Source organism: Microcystis aeruginosa FD4, from assembly GCF_009792235.1.
In the GTDB taxonomy this organism is placed as follows: domain Bacteria; phylum Cyanobacteriota; class Cyanobacteriia; order Cyanobacteriales; family Microcystaceae; genus Microcystis; species Microcystis viridis.
Window position 1 is genome coordinate 631,396 of record NZ_CP046973.1, and the last position, 20,531, is coordinate 651,926.

Consider the following 20,531-nt stretch of genomic DNA (forward strand, 5'->3'; position numbering starts at 1 on the left):
AACAATGCCATGACGATTACCGCGATCGACCTACCGATGGAAAAAATTGCCCAGTTTTGCGATCGCTGGCAAGTAACCGAATTTGCTCTATTCGGCTCCGTCCTGCGCGAAGACTTCCGCCCCGACAGCGACATTGATGTTATGGTGGAATTTCATCCAGAAGCTCACCCCACATTCAGCACCCTAGACCAAATGGAAGCAGAGCTAAAAAGCATTTTCGATCGAGATGTTGACCTGATTACCCGCCAAGGCATTGCCACCAGTCGCAACTACCTACGCCGTAATCAAATCCTTTCTTCGGCTCAAGTGATTTATGCAACGGGATCCCCAATTCCTGCTTGATATGCTGCAATCCGCAGAACTGGTCATGATCTACACGGCTCAATGCTCGAAAGCTGAGTTCGTCGCTAATGTGCAGCTTCAAGATTCAGTAATTCGACGGCTCTTGGTGATTGCCGAAGCCGCCGGACGAGTTTCCCAAACAACCCGACAGAACTTGCCCAACATTGCTTGGCAAGAAATCAAGGGAATGCGAAATCGGTTGGTACATGAGTATAATGATGTCAACCTCAACATCGTTTGGGATGTGGTTCAATCGCAGCTCCCATTACTAATTGAGGAGTTAAAGGGGCAAATTCCTCCTGAACGTTGAGGGTTGTTAGGCGGAAGTAGCGATCGCATAGGGAGAACTCAATGATTTTGTCGGGTGCGTTTCTTGCTGCAACTACAGGGAACGCACCTTACCGATTATGATACAATCGCGGCATATACTTCTCGCTTGCGACAACCGCGATGAATGTTTTCTGGCGCTATTTCTCCTTGGCATTTGTTGTTATGCTTTCTAATGGTTTCACCCCACAACAAGGGCGAACGGAATCACCCAAAGTTACCTGTCAAATAGAAAGCTATCCCTCCACAAAGCAAAAAGTTCCCACGACAATGATCCAGAACGGAACGGCGAATTTAGTACCATTTATTTATTGGGTGGAGGAAGTTGCGGAGGAAAAGCCTCTAGAGCGGTGCAAGGAAGTTTCTGAGATTATTCAAGCAAGATATGACGATAAAACTTGGAGTCGTTCTTTTTTACGGACGGGAAAATCTAGTGATAATTATCCGATCATTTGTTTTGTCAAGGAACCCAAAGATAAAGCTTGCGATACCGAAAGAGAACTTATCGTTAAATTAAAGCGAGGGGAGAACGCGGAGAGAGCTTTAGATAAAATGTTAGCCCTTCGCTATCGGACGGATTTAAAATTAACGGGAGAGTTTCGTTTTTATTATGGAGAGACTCACCGAGAGGTTTATATTCATGTCAAGAAGTTTATCGAAGAAGTGGAGCGATCGAGGACTGAAAGACAATGATAAAAAGATGGTTCGCTTGGTTGGGTATTGTCTCAATATTGATACCTTTTTCTGTGGCGATCGCTCAGTTGGATCAATCACAATTAAAGGAGATTACCGTCAGAATTGATGTAGAAGGAAGCTATAAAGAGGATGGAGGTTCTGGGGTAATCGTTCGCCAGCAAGGACAATTCTACACGATTCTAACAGCATATCATGTGGTGCAAGAAAAGAGAAACTATAAAGTTTTAATTTTTAATCCTTCTAATCGGCAAATAATCGGTAGCCACATCATTAATGAGAAAAATATTAAGCAAATTGACGATTACGATCTAGCGGAGATTACAATACAAAGTTCTGCTAAATATCGAACGGCGAATATAGGAGATAGCCAGCAATTACAACCCACCGATGATTCTAACCGTTTCTGGCTATCCGCTTCCTTCCTATCTGATTACAGAAAGGCTATCTACTTCCACCCTTAAACCGGGTAAATTTACTGATAGATTACCTCCTGATGCTCTACTAAAAGGGAAAAAGGGGGCGACGCTGAAGATGGATGTAGCAACGGAAGTCGGAATGAGTGGCGGCGCGGTTGTCAATAAAAATGGTGAATTAGTCGGAATATTAGTCGAAGCAGATAAAGACGCTTCTGGGAATAAATCTTCACCTTTAGCGATTCCTATTGATTTATATCCTCAGTGGCAAGCGATTCGGAATTCTCAAAGATTATCTTCCCCTCTTCCCTCTCCCAATCAAACTTTGGAGCAATTACTAGCAGCTAAAAAATGGGGAGCAGCAAATGATAAAACTTGGGAGATTTTACTAAGTAAAGGCGATTCAGATAAGTCAGGCGATCTAAATAGTTTTGAGGTGAAGAATTTAGAATGTGAAACATTGAGGTATCTAAATAGAAAGTGGAGTGAAGCCTCCAAAAAAAGGTACGGTTTTGAGGTGCAAAGTAGAATTTATAGCGAATATCATCAACAAGATATCGTGTCGAACATTGATCAATATACAAGATTCGCTAAGAGATTAGGATGGTTTGACAATATTCAAAACATATCAACCCTTTCCGTCGAGAGCCTATACAATCGAAAAAATCCTCATGATGGTTTTTATCCGATTTGGTTTGTTTATGGCAGGGAATTAGGAAAAAGTCCTTTCGGTTTACCCGCGCCTCTTGATGATATCTTATATAAAGATCCGAATATAACTTGGGGAAGTAGGGGAACTATCTTAAATAGTAAAATACAGGAGTGTGTGAATTATTATTGAAACATTTTGCCTCAATAATTCAACAATTTTGAAAATTGAACATAAACTGCATCCTTACGATTACAGTCGTTTATCCAGCAAGTTTAATATTCTTGAATTTCAGAAATCCATAATCTTCGATATGAATCTCAAGCGTATCAAACTCGTTAACCTGATTGGAAACATTATTAAATGTTAGAATTACTTTTACTGGTGTTCCTTGAGGAAATCTCGAATTCAAATAATTTTCAGATTTTTGATTTCCAATCTCTACTTGAGCGCAGGGATAAACATTACCGTATATATCAAATAATCGAGTCATATTTGCATACTGGCAAAGCACATCATCCCGTAAATCTTCTGTGCTTCTAATCACCACCGAACATTTCACGCTTTTAGCCGCACGGGTACAACTTTGTAAAACTCCCGCAAACCATTTATTCTCATTAACATTGCCTCGTTGTGCCAGTAGTAACGTGTCTCTACTACCATTGATTCCCTCGTTGACTTGGCTTTCCCTTACCTCTGTCATTCCCTGAGATGCCGACACGCTAACCCCCGGAACCAATAATGCCAAAGCGAGTAAACGAAAAGCCGATGTTCTGTAAACCATAAAAAGTAACTCCTGACACACTGAAGAAAAACGAACGGTGTTATTTTAGCCCATATTATAGCACAGATCGGTATATTTGGAGCATTTTCCTGTAAATCGTATGATTTTGATGAGAATTCAATCAATTTATAGACTGGATTGCTTGTAATAATCGTTAAAAATAAACTTTTAAGACCTAACTCCAAAACTTCAGCAACTTGAGGCATTAATCAAAGGATAACTCCCTTTGATTTTCCATACAATCTTGAAGATATAAATCTATTAACTCTTGATAAGAAATACCCTTTTGCTTGGCTTTCTTCTCAAAATACTCAATTACTTCAATTCCTAAAGTCAGGGTGACTTGTTTCTTTAATTGTTGAGAAAAAGGATTAGGACGACTTTTCATGTTAGCAAGGTCATATTCACGTTTCATCAGGATTATCCTCTATAAAGAAGAAACAGGTTGATAGGGAATGATTTCTTCTAGCCTATTGCCTAGATTTTCTCTGGCTACATCCAATTCATAAGCCTTTTGTAAATTCATCCACAGTTCAGCACCAGTATTAAAGAAACGTCCTAATTTTAAAGCAATATCTCCCGTGAGATTCGCGTTTCCCTGTACGATGTGATAGAGAGTTTCTTCCGAAACATAAATTTTTTGGGCAAGCTGAGAGATAGTAAGATCAATTTCTTCTAATTCATCCGCAAGAATTTCAACGGGGTGAATGGAGCTTTTCCAATTATTCATCATCAACCTCCCTTAATAATCATCAACAATTTCAACATGACAGGATTTCTGTGTCTTGACAGCGAAAACTTTTAATTATAGACTATTTCGCTTCTTTAACTGAATCTAACTCCAAAGAATTGATTATCTCTTTCGCTTCCTTTTCATACTTATTAAAGTCTTGGGTACTGGCTTCATAACGAATCTTATATTGTTTTTTTCTGTATAAAAAACCAATATCTCTTCGTTTAATATTGTTTGCCTCATAAACTAATTCGTAGTTAGCTTGATTACCCTTGAATTGAAATTCTTTATTCCCTGTAAAATAAGTATTTTTCTTGTTATTTATTGATGATTGTGCTTTTTGTTTTTCTTTCTGGTAAAATTTTTGCAAAGTAATATCGTTTTCATAAAGTTCTTCGATAATCAAGCGTATTTTAGGAGAATTGCTTTCATTGCTGAGAAAAGTTCTGGGAATGATGGTAGCGTCAGGAACATCAGGAATTGCGACAGATTGACATCCAAGTTGTTGCCAATTCTGCGGGATTTGAACAGTGATCCCCTCGCAAGAGAAGGAAACAGGTTTTGGAAATAACATAGTTAGCCAAAGTTGAACCTTATCGGGATTAGTGATAAAAGTAACTATAACCGAACCCGATGCAGTCACGAACGCTAACGCTATCAGTAAACTTTTTTGCCCGAATTTCATTAGCCATGAAGGGATCGTGTTTTTTTTCTCTGATTCGGTAGAATTTATAGAGGGTTGTTCGGATTGATGACTTTTTGTCTGATTGTTTGTCCAGAAAGGTAATAGTTGACCGATCCTTGTAATGATCGATTGTTTTGATTTTGTCTCTGGTGTGGTAGAATTTACAGAGGGCTGTTGGGATGGATGACTTTTTTTCTGATTGTTTTTCCTAGAAAGGCGTAGTTTAGGGATCATTAGTTGAGGACGGTTGTTGATGGCATACAGCAGTTACTTTATTCCTCTGGTACAGCCAATTCCTTATTGGATAAACCTTTCAGGGTGGAGAATTTACCAGAACAAACATGAATCCGCCGTAACAATATTATAACTACAGTGTAATCATTGATCTTATCGGATAAATCAGCCGTCAAGGAGAATAATAACGTTACTGCAATATCGATAATAATTATAATGAGATTTTTTCGGGTGCTTTCCCTGCTGCAATGGGGGGGAACGCACCTTCTACCATTTTTCTTTATTCGTGGCAGACATTCTACTCCTTTCTCCCTTTCTAGGAGAGGGGAGCGGAATATGAATGTTTACGGTGGCGTGATTTTCAGTCAAAGAGTTCTTTTAACTTTAGTGAGTAAGGGAATTAGCCGAGAATATGCTTATAAAATCGTCCAAGAAAATGCCCATCGCGCTTGGAACAGCGATAACGGCAATTTTAAAGCTTTTATCAGCCAAGATGAGCGAGTTACTGGTATTTTATCCCCCGACGAGATCGAAAGTTGCTTCGATCCCCAGCAGCACCTAAATCATCTTAATAGCATCTACCAAAGGTTAGATATTTAAGGAGCTTTCAGTGATCAGCTAACCACTAGCTTGTTGCTTTAGAAAGGTAATGACAGCGTTTTGGATTGTCGGTTAGCGATCGATCTTTTCTCACAAAGCGATCGCTGTTCGTTTCTCGATCAAGGTCGCGTTTGAAGATAAAACTAAAGAATCGGCGCAAGCGAGTACGAATCGGGTAAAATAAGGGTCTGTATTCGGAGTGTTCGTTTTTATGATGAAAATCAAACTCTGGAATTTAGGTAGTATTAAAGAGGCAGAAGTGGATCTTCGGCCTCTAACCGTTATTATTGGCCCGAATAATTCTAATAAAACTTATATCGCCTACTCGATTTATGGGTTATGGATTAATCAGCTTGACGGCTTTTATTTTTCTCGTGAAATTTTAGAAAAAATAGAATTGACAAATCAAGCCGATCATTGGTCTTTAAAAATAGACCGACGTTTTTATGATGTTATATCCGAAATTGTTCAAAAGTCCGCATCTGAATTTAGCGGGATAAAACTACAATCTTTTTTCCAAGATTCTAGCGGCAAGATTTTTGAAAAAACGAAATTCAGTATCGAAATTTCCGAAGATGATATTAAAACAGCTATAGAAAAAGTTTTAGCGGATACAATTGAATATCGTGGGTCATTAGCTTCACTTGGAATCAAGAAAATCGAGCGAAGCAAGAACAACAATAATGAGATTTTATTTTATCCAGAAAAAGAAGATAAAATTGATAATTATAAATACATAGTTTTTCATAATTTTGTTGCTAATGTTGTAAAATTTTCATTTTCCGACGCACTTCCTTTACCCGCCGAAAGAAACGCTTTTATAAATACCTATAAAATGCTGGGCAATAGAAGATATAAGCTACTTAAAGGGAATCAGAGAGAGCTATTGATACAAGGACGTATTAATCAAGATAGACAGTTAGAGTTACTGAAAGAACAGGGAGATATTCGCTATCCTCAACCAGTAGAGGATTTTTTAGATTTTTTAACTGACATAGAACTAGAAAATAAGCCCGATCCCATTGCCAAAAACAAAAATGATTTTCAAAAATTAGCTGATCAAATTGAAAAGTATATTCAAAATAACAATAAAACAATCTTTAAAAAGACGAAATTCGGAGGCAGAGAAATTAAAGTTTCGGTAAAAAGAAGTTTAGAGATCGATCTTTATAATGCTTCCTCGTCTATTAAACAATTAGCCCCGCTTTTACTCTATTTACGCCATCGAGCAAAATCGGGGGATTTTCTGGTGATCGATGAGCCTGAAATGAACTTACATCCAGAATCTCAGATAAAATTGTTAGAATCTTTAGCGATTTTAGTAAATTTAGGAGTTAGAATTTTATTGACGACTCATAGCCCCTATTTGATGGCTCATCTTAACAATATCGTTAATGGTAATCACCAAAATCCAGAACTTTTAGCCGAACAAGCTAAATTGCTTTATCTGCAAGATAGCCGAGCTTTTCTTAAAATGGAACAGGTTAGCGCCTATGAAATGAAAAATAATCAATTACTTTCTTTACACGACCCTGAATACGGTATTCGTTGGGATACTCTCAGCGATGTATCAGTTGATATTCAACAAAAGTTTTTTGCAATTTATGAAGCAGGACAACAAAACCAAGAAACCGAAGAAGGATGTTCCTCAGAAGAAGAATAAACTCGATTGGCAAAAATTTAACTTTTTAGAAAATTTGCTTATTTTCTGTACCGTACCCGATCGGATCGCTCCACCCGAAAGCGGTGTCAGCTTTCGGATTACCAAATCAGAAGAAAATTCTGTTTGTATTTTATTTAAAACTGATCGTCAGAAGGATCCTCTCGTTAGAGATCAAAATCAGAAAAGACCTGATTATTTATCTCTTTTTATTCAGAATGGCTTACTTCTGCTGACGATTATCGAGATGAAAAATTCCACAAAAACCATTGACCAAATTATAAACTTTAGAGATATTTTAAAAAAAGAAATTGCCGCTCATGCCACCACGAAACTCAAATATAAATTACAAGCTATCCTATTAACTCCCTATAATGCCAATATTCCTCAAAAGGCGATCGAAGAGGAAGCGGAGAAAGGATTTATTATTTTACCTATCCAGTATAATTTTAAAGCGGAGCTTTATCCTTATGTTTCCAAGACTTATAGTAAAGCGGATTTAAGCAAAATAAATTATATTCACGACGAGCAACATCAAGAATCTGATTGTTTGTTAATCGAAAACTTGTTAGCTAGACAAGCATTGGACAAACGTAAACAGGATAACTATTATTCATGTAAATTCACTCCCGCCAAAAATAGACAAGGCATCTATATAGATTATCAGGTGTCGAGCGATCGAGACTGGATCACCCTATTAACCGATCCGCAGGGAAAGAAAGTTCAATTGGCTTACTGTAGTGATGATTCTCAAAGTTCAATCGATCAAATTCAGGAAGAGATTAAAAATTTAAACATATATCGAATGGTAGAGATGGTAAGTCGCCTAATCAATAGTTAGTATAAAAAAGTGGTGTAGAGAAATCTATATATAAATGGCTCCGCAATAAACTTTACAAACTTGAGGTTTTGGTGCGGTCGGCTAAGGAACCGAAGCGACCACTACTGTTGCCGAATCCGAGCGCTCCGATGTAGTGGGATGCCGAAGGCACTAGGTAGCGGCCGATTGACTGAGAAGCTATACTACTATAGTCAGGACACAACCAGAGCGAAACAATGGAAACATTAGGATTAGAAAGCTGCCAGTCAATTCTTAAGGCCGGCCAAACAACGACAGAAAGAGCTTTACAATTGTTTGACGCTCTCGAACCCGTGAGTTTAGACTTTATGCTCGGTCGTTGGCAAGGTTCTGGACTTCAGACAAATAACCCTATGGATGGTTTATTAGAAGCATCTAATTGGTATGGTAAAGAATTTGTCGATACTGAGAGTGTCCACCCCCTGTTATTTTTAGATGGTCAGGGAAAAATTTTTAAGGTAGCACCCAATCCCACGGCCATGAACTGGATTTTGAAGCTGCCAATGCTCAAAAATAATTCTCTGAAACCTTTGCTGATGCTGGCCAACTCCTTGCTGAAAACAGAGACAAGTCAGGCCAGAATGCGAATGATGGAATATCGGGGCAAAGTCAGCGCCACGATGATTTATGATTATTTGCCGATTAATGACTCCTTTCGGAAAGTAGATGATAATACGGTGCTGGGAATTATGGATTTTAAAAACTTTCCTAAGCCTTTCTTTTTCATTCTCAAGCGATGTCAAATATCTCTTAATTCTTGAGGTTAGATTTAAACGCTAGTATTTATTGTTTACCATTTGATCGACCAGATCGGTTTCTACTTTGAAGAAAATGAAGATAAAACACGCAATTAATTGCCATAAATTCCTGAGTTTTCTAATTATATTGGGCTTAATGGCTTTTTATAACAATTTTGCCCTGCTTGCTTGGATATACCTTGCCCTCCACGGAACCTACGGTCTTATGTGGTTAATCAAAGATAGACTGTATCCCGATCAACAGTGGGAAAAAGAAATATCGGTGGTCATGGGAATATTTACTTTTATTGTTCTCGGTTTATACTGGGTTGCTCCTTTTATTATTATTAGTGGGAATGTCACGGCTACCGCCCCTTTAATATCTGTTGCGATCGCCATCAATATTATAGGGGTATTGCTCCATTACGGTAGCGATGCTCAAAAGTATTTTACCCTTAAATATAGGGAGGGATTAATTACCGAAGGTTTCTTTAGTCGTAGTCGTAATCCCAACTATTTAGGAGAAATTTTGATTTATCTGAGTTTTGCTCTGTTAGCGCAACATTGGCTACCTTTTCTGATTTTAGGGGGATTTGTCGCCGGGATCTTCATCCCCAATATGCGTAAAAAAGACCAGTCCCTCTCCCGCTATCCTGAATTTGATGCTTACAAAGCGAACTCCGGATTGCTATTACCCAAGCTGTGGGGAAAGTCTAGTCAGGCTGCTGACAAATAGACATCTCCAAAAATTATCACCGGCTCACAGCTTGCTTTCAGTCTGTTTACTAGCTAAATAGCTCGACAGCTTCACCGAAAAAATATGGGCATCTTCTCGACAAAAATCTATGATCGGAACTGCCTTCTGTAGCTAAGGCAATAATTATTTGTTTTATTTTTTTTGCCATCTTAATTGATTTACCTTAATTGGTTTTGTTGATTTGTAATATTTTTAATCGCACTTTCAGCATCAGCAGTTTTTAGATATTCGACCACTTCCGAGAGAGTTAGCTTGACCTCATTTTCGGAGGAAAATAAAGTTAATTGTTTTTGATACTGATCCTCTTTGATAACACGGTGAAAATTACTGCTTTTCATCTTAATTGGCTTCCCTTCAATAGTGGATATTATAGTGGTAAGTTGAGAAAGCCAAATGCTGACATTTTTATCATCTTGCCAATTAATTAATTGACTCACCAGAACCGGAGAATGAGTGTTCACTATTACTTGGCGTAAAGGCATTTCAATATCTTTAAAATCGACAGTTAGCTCTTTTAATAATCTTGCCATTGCTTCAATACGAAAAGGATGAATGCCATTTTCTGGCTCTTCAAAACACAGTAATCCTGTATGTTGTGGATCGTATTGCAGGACACATAATGTTAATAAACGTAGGGTTCCTTCGGAAAGCACTCTCGAAGAAAACTCCCGATTATCATCGCCTTTTACCTTGATAATAAATTGTCGATTTGCTTTGTCATCATAAACATTAACTTCTGTAAGATTTGGTAGCAGATTATTGAGATCACGGGAAATTGCTGTAAGGGTATATTCATCATCTTGTTTGATGCGAAATAAAGCAGCGGCTAAATTCTTTCCGCTGGCTGTTATTGTATCTCTGATGCCCATATCTTGACGAGTAGGTTCTCGCAGATCTTCGGGATTAAGCTGCATAAACTTCCAACTCAGCATTTCTTGTTTGGCGGCTAATATATGTTGAAAATCTATAGTATTAATGCTGCTTAAAACAGTTTGTGATGCGTTTTTTGCGGGAAATAGTTTTTTATTCCCTTGCTGACCATCTTGATGTACAACAATGGTAGTAATACCATTAATATCTTCAGTCTGAATATAAGGAATCCCTCTCCTACCCGTTACTTTTGGTCGCCAAGTTTCCAATACTGTCTTAGGAATATAATCTTTTACCCAATTATCTTCATTGTGCTTTAAATTTTCTAAACGTTCATCAACAATATACAAGTTTTCAAATCCACTTATATTAGACTCTCGTTTAATTTTTAATTGATAGCGCAACCTTGTATATTTAAGATCGACTTCCCCACCCCAATTATCTTTTACCTTGCGGTTGACTAACATTTCAACTATAAATTCCATTTCCGTGGCGTAGTCGTCCTCATCATACTGGGTAAAGAGTTCGCTAGGATGTCCTCGTTGCTCGCTAAAAGCCGTCTTCAGATCCACTTCTGCCAGCCGCGTCAACAATTGCAAAGCATCAAATAAATTACTCTTACCAGAAGCATTAACCCCAGCAACTACAGTAAGCGGCGTGAATACCATTTCAAAATTATGAAAGGATTTAAAGCCATGAATTTTAATATAAGTAATCATAGTTTTAGGCGATAAGTAATATTAAAACATCAGCGCACTGGACAATCTTCTCAACTGTCGCCCGATACTGTCCCACTATAATCTAGACATTGGTTTACAGAGGTAGTGCGATGCCGCCGATTTTGTCGGGTGCTTTCCCTGCTGCAACGAGGGGGAACGTACCTTACCGATCGATTCCTGAGAGTATAGGGTCTTAGTCTAACAAGGCCCATGCACAACAGCTTATCTGGCTGACGGCCGGGGGCTGACGACCGGCGGCTAAAAATTAACATTGCAAGAAAACTTAACAATTGGCCAAGAAACTCGATCGAGTAGGTAGAATAGCAAGTAAATCATTTTGTAAACTCCACCCGATTAACTAACTAGAATAGAGATAACCCAGAACGCCTGTGATAGATAAAAGACGCACTACTCGCGATCTCCCCCAAATTAACGAAAGAATCCGCTTTCCTGAAATCCGCGTTATCGATAGCGACGGCTCTCAGCTAGGCATTATTACTCCTGCCGAAGCTTTGCGCGTGGCCGAAGAAAAGGAACTTGATCTCGTCCTCGTCAGTGAAACGGCAAGTCCTCCCGTTTGCCGGATTATGGACTATGGTAAGTACAAGTTTGAACAGGAGAAAAAAGCCCGTGAGGCCAAGAAAAAACAGCATACAGCCGATATAAAAGAAGTTAAAATGCGCTATAAAATCGATGAGCATGACTACAACGTGCGAGTCAACCAAGCGCAACGTTTTTTAAAAGCGGGAGATAAGGTAAAAGCGACGATTACCTTCCGAGGTCGGGAAATTCAACACTCTAACCTAGCGGAAGAATTACTGGCGCGCATGGCCAAAGATTTACAGGATGTAGCTGAGGTACAGCAAGCGCCAAAAAAAGAAGGTCGTAACATGATGATGATGTTATCGCCGAAAAAATAACTAACTAATCCAGAAAAAGGGGCTAAAACCCCTTTTTTTCAGAAATACCGAGAGGAAACCAATCATTTAAAACAAATGGGGTGCATCTCAATTTGGTCGAAATATCTAGATGACATTTTGGGCGCACGCGATGCGCCCCTACCATTGGCGCAATAATATTATTGTAGGGGCGAATTGCCTTCGCCCTCTTTTAATAAGTGGGTGGGTGGAATTAAATATAAGATGAACGTAGGTTGGGTTGAGGCATGAAACCCAACGCCTGAAAAAATATGAGGCAATTAAAATAATTTTTATTCGGGTAGATTCCTTAACTAGAAAGACTTTTGGTCTTGAGATAATATTAGGTCGAGGTCTTTTCTAAACAGGATTTGCTATCACAGGCCCTGAAACGGGTTAACCTAGGAGCAGAAAGAAAAGACTATTGTGGAGCATCACTTAAAACTTGATGATCGATCAAGTTTACTGCCATTGAGCGTGAATGCGTGGATGGAGTAAACGCTCAACTGGTTGACCGTTTTTTAAATGTTCTTCGACAATCTGATTGACATCCTCTGGTTTAACACGACAGTACCAAGTTTCCTCGGGAATAATCCTCACCGTGGGGCTAGTGCTACACTGTCCTTGACAACCACTGGTCATAACGATGACATCTTCTGGGAGAGCTGCCGTTTGCCATGCTAAAAGAAGCTCGGACGCACCCTGCACCAAACAGGAAGAATGCTGACAGACCATCACAAATCGCTTTTGGGGATAAGACATATTACCTAAAAAGTTGCAAAATTAGATAGTTCCCTGGGTATATTCCTGGGAGTCGCTTTGGGGAAGCATAGTTTTATTTTGCCCCGAATCCCCGATACTGGCAACACAAAAAAGGGGGCTGAAAAATTAACCATCAATCTTTAAAATAGAGTTCGGAGAAAAATTTAGTCAATCAAGAGGGTAAAAGTGGCATTCGCTAGTCATTGGATCATGTTAGGTTTATTACTGGGTTTTGCTGTCGCCCATAGCGGATTAGCCAGTTTACGAATGCGGGGAGAAGCTATCATCGGTGCGCGACTGTATCGGCTATTATTTGCCCTCGTTAGTGTACCTCTAGCGGTAATTTTAGTAGTTTATTTCTTCAATCATCGTTATGATGGTTTGCTTCTCTGGCAAGTACAGGGAGTAACCGGAGTAAAAACCCTAGTTTGGATACTTTCGGCCATTTCTTTTTTCTTTCTCTATCCTGCCACCTTTAACCTGCTGGAGATCGCCGCTATCCAAAAACCGCAGGTTCATCTCTACGAAACTGGCATCCTGCGCGTTACCCGTCATCCCCAGATGGTAGGACAGGTGATCTGGTGTATTGCACATACCCTCTGGTTAGGGACAAGCTTTACCCTATTGACTTCCCTGGGTTTAATTGCCCATCATCTTTTTGCCGTTTGGCATGGCGATCGCCGGTTAGAAGACCGTTACGGAGAGGCATTTTTAAAGATCAAAGAACGCACCTCGGTGGTCCCCTTTTTAGCAATCATCGATGGTCGGCAAAGCCTAAAGTGGCAAGAATTCTTTCGTCCTGCCTATCTAGGAGTAACAGGATTTATTTTACTCCTCTGGTGGGGCCATCCTTGGCTAATACAAGCAACAAGTAAAATTTATTGGTGATTTTGCTCCCAACCCCTTTCTTATTGATCGCGATTGGTGTAGGATGGTTTCTATATCAAAATTAAGTTTTCATAAAATCCGTTTAGACATGATCCTCTCTGTCAACGAAAAGAGCTTCCCTAAGCTAGTTTTAGAGTCTTCTCGTCCGGTTATCGTGTATTTTTGGGCTCCTTGGTGTGGTTTATGTCGTTTAATCCAACCCACCCTCTTTTCTTGGCAAAATGACTGTCAAGATGCGATTCAATTAGTCGCTGTCAATGCCGATGAGAATTTTAAATTAGCTAATAGTTTTCGTCTGCGTAGTCTACCTACTTTAATTATCTTCGATCGAGGTGTTCCCGTTCATCGTCTGGAGGAAATTCACAGTCGCGAGGAATTACAACAAACCCTGCGACTAATAGTCAAAAATCAAATCCTGCGGCTCTTCTAGGTTCTGTGTGAGCATGGTATAATAGTAACACAGAACAGGAGGTGGGTTATGTGGATAAATTTTGAGCAACTCCTCGATTTACCAAATGTAACAGTGGTCAATTATCAAAAAATTGAGCAGACAATTTTCCTAAAGCTCGCTCTTTTAAATGAAACAATTGAATGTCCGAATTGCCATCAAACCTTGGACAGAATCAATCAGACAGAGTAGAATCTAGTCAGAGATTTGTCAAGATTAGGCAATCGAGTATATTTAAAAGTACCACGCCGCCAGTTTCATTGTCAAAAGTGCCAAAAGTATATCAGCGAAAGACTGAGTTTTATGAGATTAAGACAGCCTCAGACAATTCGCTATGAATCGATGATTTATGAGAGAGTAAAAAATTGTAGTATCGAAGAAATAAGTCGAGAAGAAGGGTGAGGATGGGAAGAAGTTCAGTTAATATTTAATCCCTTGGCTAAAGAACTAGAAAAGGAAGAGTGGGAAGCCCCAGAACGAATAAGCTTAGATGAATTTAGTAACTTAAAAGGACATAAAGATTTCATAACAACGGTCGTAGATCTGAACAAGAAAATTTGGCGTTGCTGAATCGAGATATGAATACTAATTGTGCATCGTATCCACAAGTTAACTCAGTTTTTGGTTTTAAGAATTTCCTCAAAGACAATTCATACTTAAACTCACCAACGCCCTTTTTCTTGCCCTTCTCGACATTGGGAGGGTCTGAGGCGGGAGGGCTATGGGAGTTCTCTGAGTTACGATTTACCTTTAATGTCGGCTTGAAGGAACCCTCGGTTTTACCTCGGAGATGAAAGGTTCCGCCAATACAGAACAGCACTTCGACAGGCTCAGTGACACGAAGCACAACTCTAAACAGAGGAGAAAAAAGAAGACAAGAGTCACCCGAAAACTCTTAAAACAGGGGAGTAAGTCTTTTCCCAGACTGAAATAAACTAAAAACATTTTGCCCTAAGGCAGATAGGGTAGGGCATACCCGAATCTTGGTTGAAAGACCAAAACGCTGGGATAGCTATCCACGAGTGGACAACTAGATAACAAGTGATATTCTAGTGGGTTCGGAGAGGACATAATCTTGTAAGACGTGAGTAGGGGAAACCAGAAAGCGCAGTGATGAGCTTCGAGAATCCCGAAGCGCTTAGTGCGATGGGAGTGTCAATTTCTCGCCGAGCTGCTCGTTAGATGCTTGTAATTTTTTGAGATGCCGCTCTAGTTGCTCTAGCTTCACACCTAAGTGCACTACCAGTCGTTTGACGCTGACTGGTGTTCTCTCCCAATCCTCTGCGTCAATTCCAGCCCTCTCTAGTAGCTGCTTCTCATTCATGCCTCTTAGATTACCAGATTTCGTCCCCCCCTGAACAGTTACGATCGATCTGTCTTGAATCAGTAATCGCTGATCAGTGGTCAGTAGGAGAATAGAATATTAAGTGAGCAGTATTCAATGGCAGTTTTCTGCTGTCTTTTCACTGATTACTGTTTACTGTTTACTGATCACTGAAAAGTCCCCATGTCCGAATCTCCTCGCTTACAGTTTACCCCCGATCTGGAAATTTGTCGTATTTTGAACGGAATGTGGCAGGTTTCAGGCGCCCATGGTTCGATCGCACCCCAAAAAGCGATCTCTAGTATGTTCTCCTATCTAGATGCCGGTTTCACCACTTGGGATCTGGCCGATCATTACGGGCCGGCCGAAGATTTTATCGGTGAATTTCGTCGTCAATTAGTCGCCCAAAGGGGCATTGATGCTTTAAATAATCTGCAAGCTTTCACTAAATGGGTTCCCCGTCCGGGTAAAATGACTAAGGAAATAGTCGCAAAAAATATTGCTATTTCCCTACGTCGCCTGGATGTGGATAGTCTCGATTTATTGCAGTTTCACTGGTGGGATTATCGCGATAAAAATTATCTAGATGCCTTATATTTTTTAGGAGAATTACAACAGGAAGGCAAAATTAAACACCTGGCCTTGACTAATTTCGACACGGAACATTTAAAAATTATTCTCAGCGCTGGGATTAAAATAGTCTCCAATCAAGTCCAGTTTTCCCTAATTGATCGCCGTCCCCTCGTCAAAATGGCGCAATTTTGCCAAGAACATAACATCTATCTGCTCGCCTATGGTACTCTAGCAGGAGGCTTATTAGGGGCAAAATATCTCGGTCATCCTCAACCCAATGCCATGAGTCTCAATACCGCTAGTTTACGCAAATATAAAAACATGATCAATGCTTGGGGAAACTGGCAATTATTCCAAGAATTATTAACTGTTCTTAAAGCGATCGCTGATTCCTATCATGTCACCATTCCTAATGTGGCAGTGCGTTACGTTCTCGAACAAAAAGCCGTAGCTGGAGCAATTATCGGGGTGCGTTTGGGAGTTGCTGAACATATCCAAGAAAATGCCCGTATTTTCGATTTTCAATTATCCCCCCAAGACTATCAAAAAATTGATCATGTCTTGCAAAAATCCCGGGATTTATTGCAGTTAATTGGTGATTGCGGTGATGAGTACCGTCGATAAGTAGGGTTTGCTGAATAAATGTTAAATATAGGCGAGGTAAGGGGTTTGGGGGCTTGTTTGGCGAAGCAGCTGCAAGATTTTAGAGCTAGTGGCTCAAAAACCTTGCATCTTGAGCGGCGATCACGTCCTGTAGGGGCGAAGCATTCGGGCATAACCTATCGCTGAAACCGTAGATTTTCTATCCGAATGCTTCGCCCCTACTTTTTTAGCAAACCCTAAGTAGGTGGGTGTTAAAAATTGTCAGCTTCCCCCCCCTTATTAAGGACTGATAACTGATAACTGATAACTGATAACTGAAAAGAGGCTAATGATGAGATTTGAACAACCAATCCCCGATGATCCCGCTAATCAATGGCGCTATCAATTAGATCAATTCGTGCAAGAAAATCAACGGGAATTAGCAGGTTTAATGTGGGGTTTACTCTCGGAATGGGGAGAAGATGCTCAAGAAACCCTAGGCATTGATCTTAAACCTCAGCCTCATTTTGTCTGTTGTTCTAGGGAAGCCCTAGAGAAATTAAATCGCAAGGTTAATTGTAAAATTCAAGAGATGCTTGGGATTATTTATCGCTATAATCCCAGCGAAGAAGTGGCTATAGTCGCTATCGGTGATGGTCAGGTAAAATTGATTTATTTTAAACCCGATATTTCCCCTCCTGAATGTTTTGAGCGCCTCGAAGTGGCTCTCGATACCCTCATTCAACAGTTAGAGACCAAAATGCTGGCGGAAATCCAATCTTTCCCAGTTTGATGCCGATTGCCAGCGCAAAAAGTTAGCAGGTTGTCCCACCGATAAACCCGCTAATCCGATCGCTTTTCTGGGGGATTCTGTCCCTAGGAGAATTGCCGTTTCTAAATCACATATTCCCCAGTTAACTAAATTGGCTACTCCTTGTAATAAGGGTAAGGTTGTTCCCGCTAAAGTACCGTCAAAAAGTCTTGCTGTTCCCTGTTTGACTTCAATTTCTCTCTCGTCCCAAGGATAGACACCATCCCCTAAACCGATTGGCGCTAAAGCATCACTAACTAAGAAAATTCCTTGATGATAATTACTGCCTTTTAGTAATAATTCTATCATGGTTGGATGGATGTGTTGACCATCGGCAATTAACCCACAATACACCTCGCAATTGATAATTGCTTCCCCTAATAAACCCGGTTGACGATGGTGTAAAGGAGGCATGGCATTAAAGGCATGAGTAACCATTTTTGCCCCCTGTAAAAAGGCTTTTTTGGCTATTTCTTGACTCGCTTCCGAATGTCCTAAACTGACGGTAATCCCTCGATCGCTTAGGTATTTAATCACCATACCGCTACTATCTAATTCTGGGGCTAGGGTGATAATTTTCACTATCGATAAGTAGTCCCCAAAGATTTTATCTACCGTTTCTATACTTGGGTTTAAAAGATATTGGGCCGGATGCGCCCCCCTTTTTTCATAGTTTAAAAATGGTCCCTCTAAATGTACTCCTAAAACCTGCGCACTCGTTCGATTTTCCTGTTTCTGTTTCTCGATATATTTGGCAATTACTGAGAGGGCTTTTTGGAATTTCTCCACGGACGTGGTGACTAGGGTGGGAAGATAACCATCAATACCCTGATGCCAAAGATAATCGTTAATCTTATCTAACTTTTCTAGAGCTGTTATTTCTAAGTCGGGAAATGCTAATCCTAATCCTCCATTGATCTGTAAATCTACTCCTCCTAACGATAGCCAATCCCCTTCCATGTCGATAATCTTTTCCCCTTTTTTCCTTCCCCCCATCTCCGTGATCCTCTCGATCTTTCCCGCAGCATTTATCTCTATTTGTTGTCGATCCTGATAGGCGGGAATTCTAGCGTTAATTAGGGTTATCATAGAAGCAGAAAACTAATTTTTTTTTATTATAATCTCAAAAAAAACTTTTTTTTTGATCATGCTTGACAAGTGTGCATTTTTTTGAGATACTTTTTTATATAATGGGAATCTTTGTGTTCAAGCATCTGTGCTTAAGTCCGATTATATAAAAACTGATCATAAAAAAATCATACCATAACCTGCCCGCTCCCTGTCCAGAGATTGCCAAAATACTTGACAAAACAATTACTGGCTTTCTGCCGCAGTTCTTGGGAGGGAGTGACTGTCAGAGGGAAAGCTTTGTCCTATAATAAAATTAAGACTATATAAAAACTACTTTTTTAGGGATAAAAGAGTAGCAATGTCAGGGATTAGAGAGGGCTGTGTGTTTTTTAGAAAAATCGGGAAAAAGACTCAAGAAGCGCGCCGTATTATTATCGGAGATGTGCATGGCAGTTTTCAGGCACTTTTGCGACTATTAAACCGAGTTGCTCCCGATAGTAAAGATGAGGTTTATTTTCTGGGAGATTTAATCGATCGAGGAGAGCAGAGCTTGGAAGTGGTGGATTTTGTCATCAAAAATAACTACCAATGTCTCCTAGGAAATCATGAATATATGCTCTTAAAAGCTCTGGCAAGAAAAGAGGTTTCTGAAAAATGGTTCAACGGCTGGATCGAGAGTGGCGGGGCGGCGACACTACTAAGTTATAATAACAATATACCAGCCGAGCATATCAATTGGTTCCAATCCCTACCCGCTTATTTAGACCTAGGAGATATTTGGTTAGTTCATGCGGGAGTACACCCAGAATATCCCCTTGAACAGCAAACAAACGAGCAGTTTTGTTGGATTAGAAATGAATTTCATACCATGACCCAACCCTATTTCAAGGATAAACTAATTATCACAGGTCATACTTTAACCTTTACCTTTCCCGATGTCAAACCGGGGCAACTAGCTCGCGGCAGCGGTTGGCTAGACATTGAAACTGGGGTTTATCATCCTCAAAGTGGTTGGTTAACTGCTTTAGATTGGACAAATCAATTAGTTTATCAAGTGCAGAATCAAAATAAAAATTGTCGCACGATCCCTTTAGAAAAAGCGGTGGTTAATCTAGATATTGACAAGATTTCTCGCTACTTCCCCCGGGAAAGCTCATCTAAATCGCTGAATCTTTAATGGTGATCAGAAAAGAGAGGCGATAAAACCGGAAGGATCGGTTAGAATAGTTGATAATCTGATTAATACCCTTTGCTAATGACCCTTGAACTCTTATACCAAGCCTTCATCGAAACAATTCAACATCCTGACCCTGGGATAAATCTAGCTCGGGCAGCCCTACAAATAGCCAATTTTGAATATCCTTACCTCAAGATTGATCACTATTTAAATAGAATAAATTTAATGGCTGACGAGGTAAAAAAACGTTTACCCGATGGATTATATCCTTTAAAAATAGTCAAGATTATCAATCAATATTTATTTGAAGATTTACAATTTACCGGTAATACCCAAGACTACTATGACCCCCGCAATAGCTACTTAAATGACGTAATTGATCGCCGCACAGGTATTCCGCTCACTCTCTCGATTATCTATTTAGAGATTGCCAAAAAGATCGATTTTCCCATGGTAGGAATTGGTATGCCGGGCCATTTTATTATCCGTCCCGATTTCGAGGAAGTGGAAATTTTTGTCGATCCCTTTCACGGTGGTGAAATCTTATTTAAACAGGACTGTCAAGAAAGATTAAGTCAAGTTTATCAACAGCCAGTTAAATTAGAAGAACATTTTCTCAATATTGCTACCAATCAGCAAATTTTATTACGTTTGTTGACTAATTTAAAATATATTTACCTGAATCGTCAACAATGGCCTCAGACAATTCGGACAATAGATCTACTACTTTTGCTCATTCCTAATCATCCCCTAGAGCTGCGCGATCGAGGTTTAGTTTACTATCAAATTGGACAATTCACCCAAGCGCAACAGGATTTAGGCTTCTATCTTGCCCTCCTACCCAACGCCCAAGATGCGGAATCCATTCGGCAATTATTGCAAAAAATTAACTCTTAAGTCCTTGGTCGTCAGG

General features: G+C 39.8%; 23 protein-coding genes and 2 pseudogenes. 18 read left to right on the forward strand and 7 right to left on the reverse strand.

The window, feature by feature from the left end; genetic code table 11:
* Positions 1–9 precede the first annotated feature (9 nt).
* From GQR42_RS03255 to GQR42_RS03270, 5 genes are all read left to right on the forward strand, one after another.
* Positions 10–342: a nucleotidyltransferase family protein gene (locus GQR42_RS03255; RefSeq protein WP_158198888.1), complete on the forward strand. Its 333-nt coding sequence runs from the start codon at positions 10–12 to the stop codon at positions 340–342.
* Entirely contained in the window at positions 314–652 is a 339-nt protein-coding gene (locus GQR42_RS03260; RefSeq protein ID WP_158198889.1) for a HepT-like ribonuclease domain-containing protein, read from the forward strand. The genes GQR42_RS03255 and GQR42_RS03260 overlap by 29 nt, the downstream gene beginning before the upstream one ends.
* Positions 653–792: 140 nt before the next feature.
* Positions 793–1,362: a COP23 domain-containing protein gene (locus tag GQR42_RS03265; protein ID WP_158198890.1), complete on the forward strand. Its 570-nt coding sequence runs from the start codon at positions 793–795 to the stop codon at positions 1,360–1,362.
* Positions 1,359–1,826, forward strand: coding sequence for a trypsin-like peptidase domain-containing protein (locus tag GQR42_RS28290; RefSeq protein ID WP_233271248.1), 468 nt, complete (start codon positions 1,359–1,361; stop codon positions 1,824–1,826). Before GQR42_RS03265 ends, GQR42_RS28290 begins: the two co-directional genes overlap by 4 nt.
* Positions 1,753–2,619 (forward strand): GUN4 domain-containing protein, encoded by an 867-nt coding sequence (locus GQR42_RS03270; RefSeq protein WP_233271249.1) that lies wholly within the window; start codon positions 1,753–1,755, stop codon positions 2,617–2,619. The genes GQR42_RS28290 and GQR42_RS03270 overlap by 74 nt, the downstream gene beginning before the upstream one ends.
* Before the next feature lie 70 nt (positions 2,620–2,689).
* On the opposite strand, the gene GQR42_RS03275 is transcribed toward GQR42_RS03270, so the two are convergent.
* The 4 genes from GQR42_RS03275 to GQR42_RS03290 all read right to left on the reverse strand — a co-directional run bounded on the left by GQR42_RS03275 (position 2,690) and on the right by GQR42_RS03290 (position 4,863).
* Positions 2,690–3,211 (reverse strand): hypothetical protein, encoded by a 522-nt coding sequence (locus GQR42_RS03275; protein ID WP_158198891.1) that lies wholly within the window; start codon positions 3,209–3,211, stop codon positions 2,690–2,692.
* Between the two features lie 205 nt (positions 3,212–3,416).
* Positions 3,417–3,626 carry an antitoxin gene (locus tag GQR42_RS03280; protein WP_158198892.1) on the reverse strand — a complete coding sequence of 70 codons (210 nt, stop codon included), beginning with the start codon at positions 3,624–3,626 and terminating at the stop codon, positions 3,417–3,419.
* A gap of 12 nt (positions 3,627–3,638) precedes the next feature.
* Positions 3,639–3,941 carry a HigA family addiction module antitoxin gene (locus tag GQR42_RS03285; RefSeq protein ID WP_158202362.1) on the reverse strand — a complete coding sequence of 101 codons (303 nt, stop codon included), beginning with the start codon at positions 3,939–3,941 and terminating at the stop codon, positions 3,639–3,641.
* Between the two features lie 82 nt (positions 3,942–4,023).
* Positions 4,024–4,863 carry a hypothetical protein gene (locus GQR42_RS03290; RefSeq protein WP_158198893.1) on the reverse strand — a complete coding sequence of 280 codons (840 nt, stop codon included), beginning with the start codon at positions 4,861–4,863 and terminating at the stop codon, positions 4,024–4,026.
* A gap of 327 nt (positions 4,864–5,190) precedes the next feature.
* On the opposite strand from GQR42_RS03290, the pseudogene GQR42_RS03295 reads away from it, so the two are divergent.
* The 5 genes and pseudogenes from GQR42_RS03295 to GQR42_RS03315 all read left to right on the forward strand — a co-directional run.
* A pseudogene (locus tag GQR42_RS03295) lies at positions 5,191–5,463 on the forward strand (adenylosuccinate lyase); the annotation flags it as partial.
* Between the two features lie 211 nt (positions 5,464–5,674).
* On the forward strand, positions 5,675–7,126 hold the full coding sequence (locus GQR42_RS03300; protein ID WP_158198894.1) for an AAA family ATPase: 1,452 nt from the start codon (positions 5,675–5,677) through the stop codon (positions 7,124–7,126).
* A complete protein-coding gene (locus tag GQR42_RS03305; RefSeq protein WP_158198895.1) occupies positions 7,068–7,964 on the forward strand; it encodes a hypothetical protein in 897 nt (298 codons plus the stop codon). Before GQR42_RS03300 ends, GQR42_RS03305 begins: the two co-directional genes overlap by 59 nt.
* Positions 7,965–8,179: 215 nt before the next feature.
* Complete coding sequence (locus tag GQR42_RS03310; protein ID WP_158198896.1) at positions 8,180–8,743, forward strand: DUF4334 domain-containing protein; 564 nt, start codon at positions 8,180–8,182, stop codon at positions 8,741–8,743.
* 70 nt (positions 8,744–8,813) lie between these two features.
* Positions 8,814–9,455 carry a methyltransferase family protein gene (locus tag GQR42_RS03315; RefSeq protein ID WP_158198897.1) on the forward strand — a complete coding sequence of 214 codons (642 nt, stop codon included), beginning with the start codon at positions 8,814–8,816 and terminating at the stop codon, positions 9,453–9,455.
* 179 nt (positions 9,456–9,634) lie between these two features.
* Here GQR42_RS03315 and GQR42_RS03320 read toward each other — a convergent pair whose 3' ends face one another.
* Entirely contained in the window at positions 9,635–11,065 is a 1,431-nt protein-coding gene (locus GQR42_RS03320) for an AAA family ATPase (protein ID WP_158198898.1), read from the reverse strand.
* A 389-nt stretch (positions 11,066–11,454) separates the two neighbouring features.
* Between GQR42_RS03320 and infC the strand changes: the two genes are divergently transcribed.
* The gene (gene infC / locus GQR42_RS03325) at positions 11,455–11,985 is read left to right on the forward strand and encodes a translation initiation factor IF-3 (RefSeq protein WP_002797889.1); all 531 of its coding nucleotides are present in this window, start codon (positions 11,455–11,457) and stop codon (positions 11,983–11,985) included.
* A 459-nt stretch (positions 11,986–12,444) separates the two neighbouring features.
* On the opposite strand, the gene GQR42_RS03330 is transcribed toward infC, so the two are convergent.
* A complete protein-coding gene (locus tag GQR42_RS03330; RefSeq protein ID WP_002786792.1) occupies positions 12,445–12,744 on the reverse strand; it encodes a (2Fe-2S) ferredoxin domain-containing protein in 300 nt (99 codons plus the stop codon).
* 186 nt (positions 12,745–12,930) lie between these two features.
* Between GQR42_RS03330 and GQR42_RS03335 the strand changes: the two genes are divergently transcribed.
* The 5 genes and pseudogenes from GQR42_RS03335 to ccmS all read left to right on the forward strand — a co-directional run bounded on the left by GQR42_RS03335 (position 12,931) and on the right by ccmS (position 17,352).
* Positions 12,931–13,632 (forward strand): NnrU family protein, encoded by a 702-nt coding sequence (locus GQR42_RS03335; RefSeq protein WP_158198899.1) that lies wholly within the window; start codon positions 12,931–12,933, stop codon positions 13,630–13,632.
* Between the two features lie 88 nt (positions 13,633–13,720).
* Positions 13,721–14,062, forward strand: coding sequence for a thioredoxin family protein (locus GQR42_RS03340; RefSeq protein WP_158202363.1), 342 nt, complete (start codon positions 13,721–13,723; stop codon positions 14,060–14,062).
* Between the two features lie 48 nt (positions 14,063–14,110).
* Positions 14,111–14,638, forward strand: a pseudogene (locus GQR42_RS03345) (transposase family protein); the annotation flags it as partial.
* Between the two features lie 949 nt (positions 14,639–15,587).
* Entirely contained in the window at positions 15,588–16,601 is a 1,014-nt protein-coding gene (locus tag GQR42_RS03350; protein WP_158198900.1) for an aldo/keto reductase, read from the forward strand.
* Positions 16,602–16,911: 310 nt separating this feature from the next.
* The gene (ccmS, locus tag GQR42_RS03355; RefSeq protein WP_158202364.1) at positions 16,912–17,352 is read left to right on the forward strand and encodes a beta-carboxysome assembly chaperone CcmS; all 441 of its coding nucleotides are present in this window, start codon (positions 16,912–16,914) and stop codon (positions 17,350–17,352) included.
* Here the strand turns inward: ccmS and nagA are convergent.
* Positions 17,308–18,459, reverse strand: coding sequence for an N-acetylglucosamine-6-phosphate deacetylase (nagA, locus tag GQR42_RS03360; RefSeq protein WP_158198901.1), 1,152 nt, complete (start codon positions 18,457–18,459; stop codon positions 17,308–17,310). The genes ccmS and nagA overlap by 45 nt on opposite strands.
* Positions 18,460–18,823: 364 nt before the next feature.
* On the opposite strand from nagA, the gene GQR42_RS03365 reads away from it, so the two are divergent.
* Positions 18,824–19,618: a metallophosphoesterase family protein gene (locus GQR42_RS03365; RefSeq protein ID WP_158202365.1), complete on the forward strand. Its 795-nt coding sequence runs from the start codon at positions 18,824–18,826 to the stop codon at positions 19,616–19,618.
* Between the two features lie 78 nt (positions 19,619–19,696).
* On the forward strand, positions 19,697–20,515 hold the full coding sequence (locus GQR42_RS03370) for a SirB1 family protein (protein WP_158198902.1): 819 nt from the start codon (positions 19,697–19,699) through the stop codon (positions 20,513–20,515).
* The last annotated feature ends 16 nt before the right edge of the window (positions 20,516–20,531 follow it).